The organism is Pseudoflavonifractor intestinihominis, assembly GCF_040096055.1.
Classification (GTDB): domain Bacteria; phylum Bacillota; class Clostridia; order Oscillospirales; family Oscillospiraceae; genus Pseudoflavonifractor; species Pseudoflavonifractor intestinihominis.
Genome location: NZ_JBBMFK010000024.1, coordinates 16,068 through 31,514, shown reverse-complemented (window position 1 = coordinate 31,514; position 15,447 = coordinate 16,068). Strand labels below are relative to the sequence as shown.

The following is a 15,447-nucleotide window of genomic DNA, read 5'->3' as shown; positions in this document are numbered from 1 at the left end:
TTGCAGCGGCTCACAAGTCCGGGCGGGTAACTCTGCTCGGGCCATGCAGTAACGACACAGGCCAGCCGAACCGGCATAGTAACTGCTCTCAAGTATGGCGGCTTCTTGGACACCACCGCCGCATCGTCGTTCCCCTCATCTGCCCCCTTCGGGGGCACCTTCCCCCCTGGGGGGAAGGCTGGGGGTTGTCCACAAAAAGACTGCACAATGTGGAAAAAACAATGCCCGCCGGAATCCCGGCGGGCATTGAATATGGCATTGTTCAGCTGTACCGCTCATCCAGGATGCGGATGATGTCGGCAATGCAGTGGTCGTCGCTGGACTTGACGATGACGGCGCCGAAGTCCCGGACCGGGTCGGCGCAGTTGGCGGGGGCGAAGGGGATGGCGGACACGGAGAGCATGGGGATGTCGTTCTGGTTGTCCCCCACGCAGTAGATGTCCTTCCGGTCCACCCCCAGGTACTCCGCCAGCCGGAGGACCATACCCCCCTTGGTGGCGCCTTTTGCGGTGATCTCCAGCAGGGCGGTGCTGGAGAAGATGACCTCGTACTTGTCCGCCCAGCGGTCCAGCAGGAACTTCTGGGCGGCCAGCAGGGTCTTGTGCTCGTCCTGAATGACCGCCTTGCTCCAGGGGGTGGGCATGTCCGCCAGGTCGCAGGGGGTCCAGGTGGTGCCCACCCGCTTCACGTGGCGGTCGGTAAAGGCGTTGGGGTGGTGGATATACACGTCGTCCCCGTGGTAGGTCTCCATGCCGATGGAGGGCATTTCCGCCGACAGCACCGCCAGGTCCCGGGGCGCGTCGGCGGGCAGAGGCAGCTCACAGACCACCCGGTCGGCGGCGTAGTCGTAGAGCAGGGCCCCGTTGGACAGGATGACGGGGGCGTTGATGGGGGCCAGATGCACATAGGGGGAGAAGGTGCGGTGGGCCCGGCCGGTGGACACGGTGAAGTAGCCGCCCTCCCGGATAAAGTACTCGATGGCGGCCACATTTTCGGCGGACACCTCCAGGCGGGAGTTGTAGAGCGTGTCGTCGAAGTCGCTGGCCAGCAGCACGCGGTCGAATTTACCCAATTTCCTTCCCCCTTACATAGTGTGATTTACCAGATATCAGCGCCCAGGAAGTACTTCTTCAGGGGCTTGTACAGCAGGGCGAACACCACCAGGCACAGGGCCATGTCGATGGCCATGTAGCTGCCGTTGTAGGCCAGGGAGTACATCCAGGGGCTGGTGAAGGTCATGTTGAACAGCTCCGTGGGGGCCACAATGGCGTAGATGGTGATGCCGCTGATGAAGTGGACGATGAAGCGGACCACAGAGCCCAGCACGGTGCCGGCGAAGATGCCCCAGTTCTTGCCCTTGAACAGGCCGGCCAGGCCCAGAGGCGTGAAGGCCACCAGGTAGTCCAGCAGCAGGGACTGCCAGCCCCAGGCCACGGCGCCGTCAATGAACATCTGGAGCAGGCCGAAGGCGAAGCCGGCCAGGAGGCCGGGGCTCACGCCCCAACGGACGGCGTAGAAGAAGATGGGCAGCATCTCCAGGGTGATGGAGCCGCCGTTGGGCAGAGGGAAGATCTTCAGCTGGTTGAGGACCAGGGCCAGGGCCACCATGATGGCGCCCTCGCAGAGCATCCGGGTGTAGAGGCGGCGCTTGCTGGACTTGCTTTTCTGGGTTGGGGTTGCGACAGGCATGATTGGATTCCTCCCGAAAAAATATGTACCGCAGGCCGAACGGGCGCAATGCGGTACGAGAGAAACGACAATCATAGCCGAATCATCTTCCTACGCCGGCATTACCCGGATCAGGTTCAAGGGACCGGGAGAAGCGCTATCCTCCACATCTCAGCCGGACTTGCGTCCAGCGCCCCTGTGTTCGATTGTCTGCGGTCGGGCAATATTTTATACCAGGGAGGAATCCCTTGTCAAGGCGCGGGGGGAAAACAGTACGGATGCCGAAATTACAGCCCATCGGGGCGGAAAAAAGGAGCGGATCTGCATGAAGCTGAGGAGATACCGGCCGGAGGACTGCCGGGCGCTGGGCGCGCTGTTTTACGACACGGTGCACGCGGCCTGCACCGGGGAGTACGACCCCCGCCAGCTGGACGCCTGGGCGCCGCCGGAGGGGGTGGATCTGGCGGCCTGGAATGAGAGCCTCTCCGCCCACCTGACCCTGGTGGCGGAAGAGGACGGGGCCATCGTGGGCTTTGGGGACATGGCCCCCGACGGCTATCTGGACCGGCTCTATGTGGCCCACACCCATCTGCGCCGTGGGGTGGCCTCCGCCCTGTGCGCCGCCCTGGAACAGGCGGTGCCCGCTCAGCGGTACACCACCCACGCCTCCCGCACCGCCCTCCCCTTTTTCCTGGCCCGGGGCTGGCGGGTGGTAAAGGAGCAGACCGTGGAGCGCCGGGGCGTCACCCTGAACAACTATGTGATGGAGAAAAAGCCTTCCCCCCAGGGGGAAGGTGGCATTTGCGAAGCAAATGACGGATGAGGGGAACGCCTTTCGGGGACAATGCGGGGGCCCCGCCGAAGCCCAGCGAAGCGGGTTCGGTGGGGAGAGGACGAGCAGCGGAGTGAACGAGCCCTGGCATTTATGCCGGGGCGAGCGATACGCAGCTTGCGAGGACGAGGTCTGGCGGCGGTGGTGTCCAATGACCCGCCGAACTTGAAAGCAGTTACTATGCCGGTTCGGCTGGTCCGTGTCGTTCCTGCGTCGCCCGAGCAGCGTTACCCGCCCGGACCTGTGAGCCGCTGCAATTCAATGACCTTTCTCAATGCCGCACGGAGTCTCTGCGCCGTGTTTCAGTCTTCACCCGAGGCAAGACAGAACCCCCGCCCGGGGCTCTCTGTGGAGAGACCTGAGCGGGGGCTTTTGTATCCACATTGTGCCGCGCTTTTGTGGAAAAAGTTCAGCTCATGCGCCGCAGCTTGTCCAGCACGGCCTCAAACCAGTCGGGCAGAGGGCACTCCACGGTCATCCGCTCCCCGGTACGGGGGTGGACGAAGGAGAGCCGCCGGGCGTGGAGGCACTGGCCCGCCAGGCCGGGATAGGGCTTCCTGGAGCCGTACACCGTGTCCCCCAGCAGGGGGTGGCCGATGTGGGCCATGTGCACCCGGATCTGATGGGTGCGGCCGGTCTCCAGCCGGCACTGGAGGTGGGTGTACCCGGAAAACCGCTCCAGCACGGTATAGTGGGTCACGGCCTCCCGGCCCTGGAGGAAGTTGACCGCCATCTTTTTCCGGTCGGTGGGGTGCCGGGCGATGGGCGCCCGGACGGTGCCCTCGTCCTCCTTAAAGCCGCCCACCGCCACCGCCTCATACTCCCGGTACAGGGAGTGGTCCTGGAGCTGCTGGGCCAGGGCCAGGTGGGCGAAGTCGCTCTTGGCGGCGATGATGAGGCCGGAGGTGTCCCGGTCGATACGGTGGACGATGCCGGGCCGCAGCTCGCCGTTGATGCCGGAGAGTGATTTTCCGCAGTGATATAACAGTGCGTTGACCAAAGTGCCGTCGGGATGGCCCGCCGCCGGATGGACCACCATGCCCACCGGCTTGTTGATGACGATGACATCCCCGTCCTCGTACACCACGTCCAGGGGGATGTCCTGAGGGACCACGTCCACCTCCACCGGGTCGGGCAGGGAGAGCACCAGCTCATCCCCCTCGGCGGTCTTGTAGTTCTTTTTCACCGGCAAGCCCTTGCGGGTGACGGCCCCCTCCTCCAGCAGCTTCTGGGCCGCCGAGCGGGAGAGCTGGGGCAGCTGCCGGGAGAGGAACTGGTCCACCCGCTCCCCTGCCCGGTCAGCCCTCAGGGTCAGCGGCGTCATGGTCTGCCTCCTGTCCCGCCGGGGCCTTCTCCAGCTTCTCGTAGAAGAAGAGCACGTACACCACCATGGCGATGACGCCGCACACCAGGCAGCAGTCGGCCACGTTGAACACGGCGAAATTGATGAAAATGGTCTGGAACATGTCGGTCACATAGCCGAAGAGCACCCGGTCGATCAGGTTGCCCACGGCGCCGGCCAGGATGACGGCCAGAATGACCTGTCCCGCCGGGTGGCGGAACACCCGCCTGACCATGATCACCACCAGGGCCACGGACACCACGGCGGAGATGAGGGCCAGGACCCAGGTGTGCTCCCGGAAGAGGGAGAAGGCGGCGCCGGTGTTCTGGTAGTAGGTCAGGTTGAGGATGTGGGGGATAAAGGGCACGCTCTCCCCCAGCTCCAGATTGGACCGGATGAGGAATTTGACCACCTGGTCGGCCACTACCAGCACCGCGGCGAGAATGGCATAGGGCATAGCAAGAGTCTCCTTTGATATTCAGTGTGGACGTGCGTGGGATTTCTGACCCAAAAGCCAGGAATCAGGGAGATGGAAGCATAAAAACAAGGATGAGGAAGAACCACAGGAGCGCAAAGCATATCATAATTGTGCCGAAGCGCTTTGAGACGTTGGGATACTTTTTCGCAAGGGGATGGTCGAGAGCGGAAAAGAGGTCCTTTTTGCGGAAGAGTACGCCGACAGCACAGAATATGAGTGCCAGAACAGCGGCAGACAGTATCATGAACCATTTACCCATTCCCATAGCTCCAATTCATAGGCCTTCAAAGGCTTGGCTGCCGCGATACATTATAGCACGGTTTTCCACCCCTCACAACGGCTGAGGCGGAAAAAGGACGGACACAGGCACTGTGTCCGTCCTTTTTGTGTCGAAAAGCCCTCGGCGGGCTGCATCCCCTCTCTCAAAAACGCCTGCGTTTTTGAGAAGCGGTTTACTGCTTCTTCTTGGAGGCCTCGCGCATCCGGGCGGCGTGGTCCAGCAGGCGCTTGCGCAGGCGCAGGCTCTGGGGGGTGACCTCCAGCAGCTCGTCGTCGGCCAGGAACTCCAGGCACTGCTCCAGGGACATCTGGCGGGGCGGGGTCAGGCGGAGGGCGTCGTCAGAGCCGGAAGCGCGCATGTTGGTCAGCTGCTTCTTCTTGCAGACGTTGACGGAGATATCCTCCTGCTTGGGGGTCTCGCCCACGATCATGCCGGCGTAGACGGGCACGCCCGCGCCGATGAACAGCACGCCCCGCTCCTGGGCGTTGTACAGGCCGTAGGTCACGCTCTCGCCGGTCTCGAAGGACACCAGGGAGCCGGTGTTCCGGCGGGCGATCTCGCCCTTCACGGGGGCGTAGGAGTCGAACACGCTGGCCATGATGCCCTCGCCCTTGGTGTCGGTGAGGAACTCGTTCCGGTAGCCGAACAGGCCACGGGCGGGCACCAGGAACTCCAGCTTCATGCGGCTGCCCACGGGGGTCATCTCCAGCAGGTCGCCCTTGCGGGCGCCCAGCTTCTCGATGACAGCGCCCACGTTGTCGGCGGGCACGTCCACCACCAGGCGCTCCATGGGCTCGCACTTGACGCCGTCGATCTCCTGGAAGAGCACGCGGGGCGGGGAGACCTGGAACTCATAGCCTTCCCGGCGCATGGTCTCGATGAGGATGGACAGGGACATCTCGCCCCGGCCGGCCACGTTGAAGGAGTCGGTGTTGTCGGTCTCGGTGACCCGGAGGGACACGTCCTTCAGGGTCTCCCGGAACAGGCGCTCCCGCAGCTGGCGGGAGGTGACGAACTTGCCCTCCTTGCCGGCGAAGGGGGAGTCGTTGACGGAGAAGGTCATCTCGATGGTGGGGGCGGAGATCTTCACGAACTCGATGGGCTCCACGCAGTCGGGGGCGCAGATGGTATCGCCGATGGTGATGTCGCCGATGCCGCTCATGGCGATGATGTTGCCCGCGTCAGCCTCGGTGACGGGCACCTTGGCCAGGCCGTCGAACTGGTAGAGCGCGGTGGCCTTGGCCTTCTTGGGGGGCTGGTCGGGGTTGTGGTAGTTGCACACCGCGATCTCCTGGTTCTGCTTCACGGTGCCCCGCTCAATGCGGCCGATGGCGATGCGGCCCACGAACTCGTTGTAGTCAATGGAGCTGACCAGCATCTGGAAGGGCTTGTCCACGTCGGCCTCGGGGGCGGGGATATAGTTGAGGATGGTCTCAAAGAGGGGCTTGAGGTCGGTGCCGGGCACGTCGGGAGAGTAGGAGGCGGTGCCGTTGCGGCCGGAGCAGAACAGGGTGGGAGACTCGAACTGCTCCTCGGTGGCGTTCAGGTCCAGCAGCAGCTCCAGCACCTCGTCCATGACCTCGTGGATGCGCTGGTCGGGGCGGTCGATCTTGTTGACCACCACGATGACCCGGTGGCCCAGCTCCAGGGCCTTGGACAGCACGAAGCGGGTCTGGGGCATGGGGCCCTCGGCGGCGTCCACCAGCAGGATGACGCCGTTGACCATCTTCAGGATGCGCTCCACCTCGCCGCCGAAGTCGGCGTGGCCCGGGGTGTCCACGATGTTGATCTTCACGTCCTTGTAGTGGACGGCGGTATTTTTGGCCAGAATGGTGATGCCCCGCTCACGCTCCAGGTCGTTGGAGTCCATCACGCGCTCCACGGGGGCCTGATTTTCACGGAAAATGCCGCCCTGCTTGAGCATTTCGTCCACCAGGGTGGTCTTGCCATGGTCGACGTGGGCGATAATGGCTACGTTGCGCAATTTTTCGTTTTGCACAGGGAATACACCTCAAATCTTTCTTCAAACAAGTTCGGTATCAAACACAACCACTTATTATAGCGTACAAAGGTGAAAAACGCAACTTTTTTCCCCTTTTGTTTTAAAAATATTTTGCCCAAAAGTGAGAAGGAATTTTACCCCAAAGTTGACAGCGACGCGGGGATAGGGTAAAATACACTCCGTAGCGCAACCGCGCAGCCCTGTCCGGATGCGCCGGGTTTGCCGGATGGACGGGCCCTCGCGGGGCTCTTTCTGCACAGAGACGTCTTTGCCGCCTACATCTTAATACGCTATATGCGCCAGTAGCGCAGCAGGATAGAGCGACCGCCTCCTAACATTTGGCGGGTTCTCAACCGCCGGGGTCACAGAAACGAATAAAAAATAAATATGCGCCAGTAGCTCAGCTGGACAGAGCACCGCCCTCCTAAGAAGTTGCTTGTCACGGGCAAATCGGTATTTTTAAATCTGAACTCCGGTTCGAACGGCATCAGCATTTTTACGGTTTTCTAACGCCGGAGAGATGCAACAATTTTGAGCAAACGCCACTTTTGTGGCTGAAAATTCATTAGATAAACGGCCAGTTTTCTAACGGAGCGGCTCTCAAAATTCGGATCGTCACCTTGAACGAAATGCGAAAAACCGCGTAAAATCAAGGAAAAACCATACATGTCTCCGTAGCTCAGTTGGATAGAGCGCGAGCCTCCTAAGCCCGAGGCCCCCGGTTCGAGCCCGGGCGGGGACGCCATCATAGAATCGCGGAAGATTTTTTACGAGATCTTCCGCGATTTTTTCTAAAGAATTTTTGCCTTCATTGACGAATTGTCAAAATAACCGGCATTTTTTCTAACGCCGAAAACCGGCTTCTGGGGGCCAATCCGCTAAAAACGGCGGGTGCACCCTTAAGTACCGGTGCTTCTGGGTGTAAATCTGTGACTCATCTGTCTGCCCTCCCGAAAAAAGTTCAGATCGACCGGCCCAGAGTCGGGCTGATTCAGCGGCAAAATTCTAAACCGCATTAGAGAATTCAACTTTGACAACCTGGTTTTCCAAAATCAAACGCCGGTATTAGAAAGGAGTTTTCCCAAAATGGAAGATATCGAGGAGGCATTAATAGAAGCCCACAAAATCGCAGATCGGTTGCTGGAGTCTGCCCCACTTTATTTCCGTGATTTGACACCATCTGATCTTCCGGAAAAAATGCCCGGCGTGTATGCGATTTTTGATGAGGATCATCACGAGGTTTTATATGTCGGGCGCACAAAGAATTTAAGGCGTCGGTTGTACACGAACCATCTGCATGGTCCAAAGACGAATGCAAGATTGAAGAAATATCTTGTTGAGGACAAAATGCAGACGGCCATCGATGATTTGGATGCAGCCAAGCAATATCTGAAAGATCATTGTTATGTGAAGTATCTCGTAGAAGAGGATACTCTGCGGCGTGGCAGAATTGAAGGCCTCTTGAGTTATTTGCTAAACGTTCGATATATCCACGAAGAGCATTGATACTCTACGCTTCCCTATAACTGAATACCGATATCTTACATAGCCCTGTGGTGATTTTCTTTCACCACAGGGCTTTTGTCGTTTCCGGGTCTCCCCGGGGATGGATCAAACACAAGGAGGATATCGAGATGAGCAAAAAAACGAAGCGCAAGACCATTCTGATTGACGGCATCCGGTACTATGCGGACAAGCCCGACACCTGCCGCAAATGCTTCTTCTGGAAAAACCGCAAGGTCGGCTGCATCCTGGGCAAGCAGAATTGCTACTACCTGGCGGAGGCTGCCATGACAGCGCAGGAGATGATTTCCCTCCTGCGCTACTGCAGCAACAACCTGAACCAATACGCGAAACGGGCCAACGAGAACGGCTCCATCTATGCGGAAGATATCCGAGATCTCCAGTCGCGTCAGAATGAAATCTGGGAAATTGCAAAAGAGATTCTGGCAAGACTGGCAACGATCCAGTAACAAACCGGTGTGGCAGATCGATGCCACACCGAGTACATAGGCGCGACATCCTTGACTTCAGAAAAATGGCCTCATAGACTATACGTAGAACACGTAAAGGAGGATTTACCTATGTGGCTGATTAAACTCCCTTTTAAAATAATCGCGCTGCCGATTATGGCAATCGTTGCGGTGCTCTCCCTATTTTATTCCCTGGCGCTGCATCTCTCCTCTTTGATCGTCGGTCTCGCCTTTCTGCTGCTTGGTTTTTGCATTTTATCGCTGCTGGTTCAGCAAATGTGGGCGCTTGCAGCAATCGTGTTTGGTGTAGCCGTTCTCGCTTTTCTGACCGTGATGCTTGCGGAAATGGTGTCCCTTGGACTGGAGGTGCTGGTGGGCAAGCTGTCAAAGTTTATTTTTTCATAACAAACGATACTGTAGGACCCGAGGAGTGAGAACCCCTCGGGCCTTTTTTATGCCAGCACAAAGGAGGCGGGGCCATGGCAGCCACACGACTGATCCCCATGCACGTGAACAAAGGAAAAACGCTTGCGCAGAGCCTGGGTGACCGGACTGATTATGCCAAAAATCCGGAGAAAACGGACAAGGGTGAACTGGTCACCGGATATCAGTGTGACCCGGTGACCGTAGACGAGGAGTTCCTGCTGTCCAAACGTCAATATGAGCAAATCACCGGTCGTCGGCAGCGGCATGAAGTGATTGCGTATCAGATCCGGCAGTCTTTCAAACCTGGTGAAATCACGCCGGAAGAGGCAAACCGATTAGGGCGAGAGCTGGCGCTCCGCTTTACCAAAGGCAAGTACGCTTTCCTCGTTGCCACCCATACGGATCGAGCCCATATTCACAACCACATCGTATTCAATTCCACTTCCCTGGATGGAACCAGGAAGTTCAAAAACTTCTGGCTGTCCAGTATTGCTTTGCAGCGGATCAACGACCTGCTCTGTCTGGAAAACGGACTCTCGGTAATCACCCCGAAACCGTATCAAGAGCGGGCAAAACGCACGGCCTATCCGCGCCGAATCAAGAACAGAGATCTCTTATGCGATGCTATCGACGCCGTCTTGCAGAAGGATCCCGGTTCCTTTGATGAGCTGCTCAAAGAATTGCAGGCTCTGGGCTATGAGATAAAGTGCGGCAAGCATGTTTCCGTCAAGGGGAAAAATCAATCGCGGTTTATTCGCCTGTCCTCTTTGGAGGAAGGATATACAGAGGCAGATCTGCGGGCTCACTTTCTTGGCCACCGGCAGCATAAGCCGCGTGCAAAACAATCGTTTCGTGCAGAGGTACGCCCCTTCAATCTTGTCATTGATATTCAAGATAAGCTGCGGTCCAAAGGTGCCGGATATCAGCGTTGGGCATCTGTCTATAACCTGAAGCAGATGTCAAAGACGCTGCTCTTTCTGCGTGATCATAAGATTGAAAGCCTGGAGCAGTTGAACCAGCTTGCAGCGCAGAAGATTGCCGAAAGAGATGAGCTGCTTGCCTCTGTTCAACAGTCGGAAAGACGGCTGGCTGAAATCGGGACATTGAAAAAGCACATCATCAATTACTCCAAGACCCGGCCAATCTACGAGGAGTACCGCAAAGCCGGTTACAGCAAAAAGTTTTTGGAAGCCCATCGGGAGGAAATCACGATCCACAAAGCTGCCAAGGCCGCCTTTGATGCATTGGGAGTAAAGAAGCTGCCGAAGGTGAAAGAACTCAGTATAGAGTACGCTGAAATCCTTGATGCAAAGAAACGGACCTATACAGAATACCGCCGGACGAAAAACGAGGCGCAGGAACTGCTGCTTGCCCAGCGAAACATCGCTTCCCTGTATGCTGCAGAGCGCAAAGAGAAGGAACCGGACCTCCGGAAGGAAGAACAAAGTCACTAAGCCAGGAATGCCGCAAGGTCCGGGTAACAGCTACTGTGCTGTTACCCGGACCTTGTTTTTTAGCGTTTTGGAGAAACGCGCAGCCATCACAAAGTGATGATCCATAAGGGCTTGGGAATATCCCAACAAGCAAGTTGTCCCCTGCGGGGATAACGGTGTTTTCGCCGGGCTTGGCCAAGAAAACATTGCTTGCGAATTAGCGAGGTGCTCAAAATATTGGGCAACTGGAGAGCTAGAACAAGTTGATTTTATGCGAGGTTTAGAGTACAATTAATTCGTTGAAGTATATGGTCTTCTCGGATAAGAACGGAGAAATACATGGGCTATTTATCAATTAGACAAACATCTGAAAAGTGGAACGTTTCTGCACGATGGATCAACGATCTTTGTTCTAGAGGAAGGATTCCGGGCGCAATGAAGATTGGGTCATATTGGGCGATCCCAGAAGATGCCGAAAAGCCTCGCGATGCACGCCTTAAAACAGGTAAGTATATTAAAGATGCTATTGTCCGAAAGGAATTTTGAAAATGACATTAAATAAGCATGGTTCATTTTATATCAGAAATGGCTGGCCTACTAAAATAATGGATGCTATTACAAGTAATCCGCATATTTTTTCGCCGAATAATGAATTACTGGCCGTAGATTCAATCGGCGTAGGTCGCGTTATGATTAAGGCGATGCGTTATTGGGCATGTGTGATGGGTATAGCGGTGGAAGGAAAAGATCAAATAGGAATCGTGCATACCTTGACAGAGATCGCCAATTATGTTCACGAATATGATCCTTACTGCACTGATATTGGGACGTTGTGGCTGTTTCATAGAAACCTTTCACGAGATGCCGATAATGCAACTGCATGGAATTGGGCCTTCAACATTTATGATGCTCCTACTTTTACCAAAGAGGATTTTTCAACCGCGCTTTATGCTTTCATCCAGCGCGAAGGTGGAGCATATGCAAAAAAGATGATTGAAAAAGAATTTGATTGCTTTAAGAACACATATGTTAGTGATCAGGCTTTTTCAATAAGCAAGATTATTGATGAAGACACTGTTCCCTTTTTTGCTCCGCTGAAATTGATTGAATATAAAGGAAGCGGACGTTTTGAAAGAAGAAGGACTCATTCAAAAGATGTTCCACTGGATATTTTCTTTGCGTGCATCTTACTTGATAACCAAGAACACTTAAATGGAAATCGACAAATAGGAATTGATCTGTTGCTAGAGGGAGACAATCAAGCTGGAAAATATATGAATTTAAGTTACTCGACACTTCTTGAGCTACTGCAGCAGCTTGAAAACAAGAACTATATCCGTCTGGTGAATAATTTCGGCAACCGATATATAGAAGTACATGATCACTCAGCCAGCGAAATATTAGAAGCCCATTACCATACGATTGGAAGGTAAAATATAGATGTCTTATTGTGATTTGATCCGACAGGAAGGCGAATATACTTATTCTGTCAATATTCAGTTTGATATTGAGAACGATACTAAGCTGCTTCGTTTTATTCCGAATGATACCACTATCAAACTGCTGAAAGACTATTTTACGGATTTGGTCCGAGCAAAGTCATATAACCACGCCAGAATTTTATATGGGTCGTATGGAACGGGAAAGTCGCATCTGCTTACTGTTTTAAGCCAGATAATCGGGAAAAGCCATGTGGACGGTGTAGCATATCATACGTTTATTGAGCGCATTCGAAACTTAGATAGTTCCCTGGCAAACGATATTGATTCGTTTATTAATGATGATTCTCGCAAACCTTTACTAGTGGTCCCGATTGTTTTTGACTTTGAAGATTTTGACAGGTGTATCTATTTCTCTCTAAAAAAGAAATTAGATGCACTAAACATTCGAATTCAGTACAAAACTTTTTATGATCAAGCAGCTTCATTGATCGAGCAGTGGAAAGCAAATCCCAATTCGGCATCTCGCTTAAGTGATGTATGTGCCGATGTGGGAATAAGTCTCGATAGATTAGAAAGAAAGCTGGAAAATTTCGATCCTCATTCAGAACAAGAGTTTGAACGCATTTTTGCGGCAATGACTTTTGGTGTTAAATACATTTATGAAGTAACAAATATGGCAGACACGCTTAACCAAGCAAATGCTGCCATTGCAAATGAATATAGTGGCATACTATTTATCTTCGATGAATTCGGCAGATACATGGAAGATAACCTGAAGCGCATTAAAGTTAAATCCGTTCAAGATCTGGCTGAATTCTGTGATCATTGCGCTGGAAACAACCACATTTTATTGGTTTCACATAAAGAAATCAGCCAGTACACCCAGCATTACGGAAAGGCTATTGCGTCTGAATGGAAAAAAGTCGAAGGGAGATATAAGGCTGATTCTATTAACAGCAAACAGGACCAGTGCCTATCACTGGTAAAGAGTGTGTTAGTTAAAGTGCCTACTGTTTGGGAAACGTTTTCCGCACGGTATGAAAATCAATTGAATCGTATGTATTCGGAGGCAATGGACTTTAAGGGGTTCCTCATAAATATCGCTACTGCCGACAACCCTTTTGAAGGTGCATTCCCTCTCCATCCGATTTCTCTGTTTGCTTTAGACCGGTTGTCCAAAAAAGTCGCTCAGAATGACCGAACTTTTTTCACGTTTCTTGCCGGTAAAGACGAGCATAGCTTGTATCGCTTTTTGCAAAAGCACGAATTAGACGAGTTCCACTTCGTAGGGATTAATGATATTTACGATTATTTTGAACCGAGCATTAAGTCTGTACAAAGTGATGATAGCTATGCATGGTATAAAAATTTGCAGACTGCATTAGCAAAAAATCATAGTGATGAATACGATGACTCCCCTGAAGTGATGATTTTGAAAGTTATTGCAACTATTGGAATCATTAACGATGCCGGTGCACTATCTGCCAATAAGCGTACTATTCTTAGCACTATTGATTGCCCAAGAGATGTATTGAGCAATGCACTGGACGGTTTGTGTGATAAAAAAATCATTAAGTATTCTGGCACTTATGATCGGTACGATTTTTATGATGCTAGCATCTATGATGTGGAAGCAATGATCGAGGAAGAAAGCTTCCGCATTGGAGAAGATTCTGTAATCAAGGCATTAAATGACTATTTCGTTGATTTTGTTTTATATCCCTACAGATACAATAGGGACTATAAAATTTCTCGCGTATTTGTGCCGGTGTATGCCACAGTCAATGATTTAGCAAAACGCGCATTGGGAAATAGAGCAGGGGCTTCCTATGATGGAATCCTTATTATGCTTATGGGTAATTCGGACGTTACCCCGGAAGGCATATTGGAGTTATCACAAAATCATCAACAAGCAGTCGTATGGGTGAACAATGACTGTTCACAGCTTATAAGTACCGTAAAGAGATACATTGCAGCGAAGTATTTAGAAAGTCAAAAGAGCAAATATAATGAAAAAGATCCTGCTTTTGAAAAAGAACTCCAGTATAACCTGAATGAAATCACCGCAACGATTTTCGCTATTATTGATGACTGGAAACACTTTCGCAATCTGGACGGCTTTGTTATAAGTGAAGGTGAACTGCAGGAAAACGTATCCTCTATGGAGCAAGTATCTAGCCTTGCCAGCGAAGTTATGTATAGAGCATTTCCTGATACCTTGCTTGTAAACAATGAGCTCATAAACAAAAATACTATTTCCGGAAGTATTGCTAGCGCAAAGAAAAATGCCATTAGGGCAATCATTAATGGCGAGGATTCTACTCAATACTTTGGGTTGCCATTTCTGTCCCCTGACTATATCGCCGTCCGTTCTGTTTTGGCAAAGAACAGCTTTATTGCAACTGCAGATAACTGCGGCATTAATGAGATGGAAGATGGCAGAAGACCGCAGGATGCTATTAAAGAATACCTGAATGAAATTATTGATCGAGCTAAAAAAGGCACTATCGAATTCGAAGAAGTGTACTCCACTCTAAAGCAGTCTCCCTTTGGCTTAAGGGATGGATATCTCTCGTTGTTGCTGGCAAGCATTCTTATTCCTTATAAGAAGTCTTTGATTATTTCTAGTCATGGTTCAGAACAAGAGCTGACTGCGGAGCTGTTTGAAGAGATAGTACGTAGACCACACGATTTCACATTTACTGTCGCTAACTGGACAAAAGAACAGTTAGAGTATATGGATCAGTTAGAATATGCTTTTCGTTCCTTTATTGATCCTTCAATGCTTTCTAAAAACAGGTTAAAAGCAATATATGATGCAATGTTGAGCCACTACAAATCTGTTTCAAAGTTTGCCAGAACGACACAAAGATACACTTCGGATCAAACAAAAAAATATCGTCAATTGATGGAACGTAGCTATGCAAGTTATTCGACTTTTTTCTTTACTAAGCTAAAGGGGTTAACGGGCGATTACGATTCTACAGTTGTTGCAGTTAAGAGCAGCAAGAAAGAATTGGAAGAAGCTTTAGGTTACATCCAGGCGGACATTAAAAATACTATCCTCGAATTGACCGGAGCATCTTTGGGCACTTCATTGAGCAATGCATTGAGCAATGCCTATAAAAATGATTGGAGCTTAAAGCGGCAAAAATCCTTTGATTACTATACAAACGCTTTTCTGGAATATGTTAGTGGTATTAATGTTGCCACTTCGGATGAAAAAATTGTAGCGAAGTTGTCAAAGTCACTAACAGGAATCGAATTGTCCTATTGGGGAGATAGCCATGTCGATGAGTTCAAAAACCGTTTAATCGAGATCAAGCAGAAGATAGACGCCTATACTGTGAGCGATACTCTAAATGAGGGTGAAACAAAGATGACGCTCACAACAGCATCTGGGGAGAGAAGAGAAGTGATATTTGATGACGGTGCTCTTTCTGATTTGGGGATTACGGTGAAAAACAAACTCAATGCAACCCTGGGAAACTTTGGCCTTTCTATTTCTTACGATGATAAGGTACAAATTCTCCTCTCTATCTTAAACGATCTAATGGAAGGAAAAGAATAA

Annotated in this window: 14 protein-coding genes, 1 tRNA gene and 1 riboswitch; of the genes, 9 read left to right on the top strand and 6 right to left on the bottom strand. The window is 52.2% G+C overall.

The features are described 5' to 3' along the window. Positions 1–262: 262 nt before the first annotated feature. Positions 263–1,072 carry an HAD-IIB family hydrolase gene (locus WMO64_RS13135; protein WP_349232258.1) on the bottom strand — a complete coding sequence of 270 codons (810 nt, stop codon included), beginning with the start codon at positions 1,070–1,072 and terminating at the stop codon, positions 263–265. A gap of 26 nt (positions 1,073–1,098) precedes the next feature. Further along, positions 1,099–1,689 (bottom strand): energy-coupled thiamine transporter ThiT, encoded by a 591-nt coding sequence (gene thiT, locus WMO64_RS13130; protein WP_349232257.1) that lies wholly within the window; start codon positions 1,687–1,689, stop codon positions 1,099–1,101. A 69-nt stretch (positions 1,690–1,758) separates the two neighbouring features. Further along, positions 1,759–1,876: riboswitch (TPP riboswitch) on the bottom strand. Between the two features lie 117 nt (positions 1,877–1,993). Here thiT and WMO64_RS13125 point away from each other — a divergent pair. Next, positions 1,994–2,491 carry a GNAT family N-acetyltransferase gene (locus tag WMO64_RS13125; protein ID WP_294521245.1) on the top strand — a complete coding sequence of 166 codons (498 nt, stop codon included), beginning with the start codon at positions 1,994–1,996 and terminating at the stop codon, positions 2,489–2,491. 418 nt (positions 2,492–2,909) lie between these two features. On the opposite strand, the gene WMO64_RS13120 is transcribed toward WMO64_RS13125, so the two are convergent. The 4 genes from WMO64_RS13120 to typA all read right to left on the bottom strand — a co-directional run bounded on the left by WMO64_RS13120 (position 2,910) and on the right by typA (position 6,599). Beyond that, positions 2,910–3,824: an RluA family pseudouridine synthase gene (locus WMO64_RS13120; protein ID WP_349232256.1), complete on the bottom strand. Its 915-nt coding sequence runs from the start codon at positions 3,822–3,824 to the stop codon at positions 2,910–2,912. Further along, positions 3,799–4,299: a signal peptidase II gene (gene lspA / locus WMO64_RS13115; RefSeq protein WP_294521240.1), complete on the bottom strand. Its 501-nt coding sequence runs from the start codon at positions 4,297–4,299 to the stop codon at positions 3,799–3,801. The genes WMO64_RS13120 and lspA overlap by 26 nt, the downstream gene beginning before the upstream one ends. Before the next feature lie 64 nt (positions 4,300–4,363). Then, on the bottom strand, positions 4,364–4,579 hold the full coding sequence (locus WMO64_RS13110; protein WP_294521237.1) for a hypothetical protein: 216 nt from the start codon (positions 4,577–4,579) through the stop codon (positions 4,364–4,366). 193 nt (positions 4,580–4,772) lie between these two features. Next, positions 4,773–6,599, bottom strand: a complete 1,827-nt coding sequence (typA, locus tag WMO64_RS13105) for a translational GTPase TypA (RefSeq protein WP_294521234.1) — start codon at positions 6,597–6,599, stop codon at positions 4,773–4,775. Between the two features lie 671 nt (positions 6,600–7,270). Between typA and WMO64_RS13100 the strand changes: the two genes are divergently transcribed. From WMO64_RS13100 to WMO64_RS13065, 8 genes are all read left to right on the top strand, one after another. Continuing rightward, positions 7,271–7,347: transfer RNA gene (locus WMO64_RS13100), tRNA-Arg, on the top strand. 341 nt (positions 7,348–7,688) lie between these two features. Beyond that, positions 7,689–8,108, top strand: coding sequence for a GIY-YIG nuclease family protein (locus WMO64_RS13095; protein ID WP_349232255.1), 420 nt, complete (start codon positions 7,689–7,691; stop codon positions 8,106–8,108). A 128-nt stretch (positions 8,109–8,236) separates the two neighbouring features. Further along, the gene (gene mobC / locus WMO64_RS13090) at positions 8,237–8,575 is read left to right on the top strand and encodes a plasmid mobilization relaxosome protein MobC (protein ID WP_435412073.1); all 339 of its coding nucleotides are present in this window, start codon (positions 8,237–8,239) and stop codon (positions 8,573–8,575) included. A gap of 111 nt (positions 8,576–8,686) precedes the next feature. Further along, entirely contained in the window at positions 8,687–8,980 is a 294-nt protein-coding gene (locus tag WMO64_RS13085) for a hypothetical protein (RefSeq protein ID WP_349232254.1), read from the top strand. 74 nt (positions 8,981–9,054) lie between these two features. Continuing rightward, positions 9,055–10,455, top strand: a complete 1,401-nt coding sequence (locus WMO64_RS13080; protein ID WP_349232253.1) for a relaxase/mobilization nuclease domain-containing protein — start codon at positions 9,055–9,057, stop codon at positions 10,453–10,455. A 318-nt stretch (positions 10,456–10,773) separates the two neighbouring features. Then, entirely contained in the window at positions 10,774–10,980 is a 207-nt protein-coding gene (locus WMO64_RS13075) for a helix-turn-helix domain-containing protein (RefSeq protein ID WP_349232252.1), read from the top strand. A 2-nt stretch (positions 10,981–10,982) separates the two neighbouring features. Beyond that, positions 10,983–11,867 carry a DUF4007 family protein gene (locus WMO64_RS13070; protein ID WP_349232251.1) on the top strand — a complete coding sequence of 295 codons (885 nt, stop codon included), beginning with the start codon at positions 10,983–10,985 and terminating at the stop codon, positions 11,865–11,867. A 7-nt stretch (positions 11,868–11,874) separates the two neighbouring features. Further along, positions 11,875–15,447: a hypothetical protein gene (locus WMO64_RS13065; RefSeq protein WP_349232250.1), complete on the top strand. Its 3,573-nt coding sequence runs from the start codon at positions 11,875–11,877 to the stop codon at positions 15,445–15,447.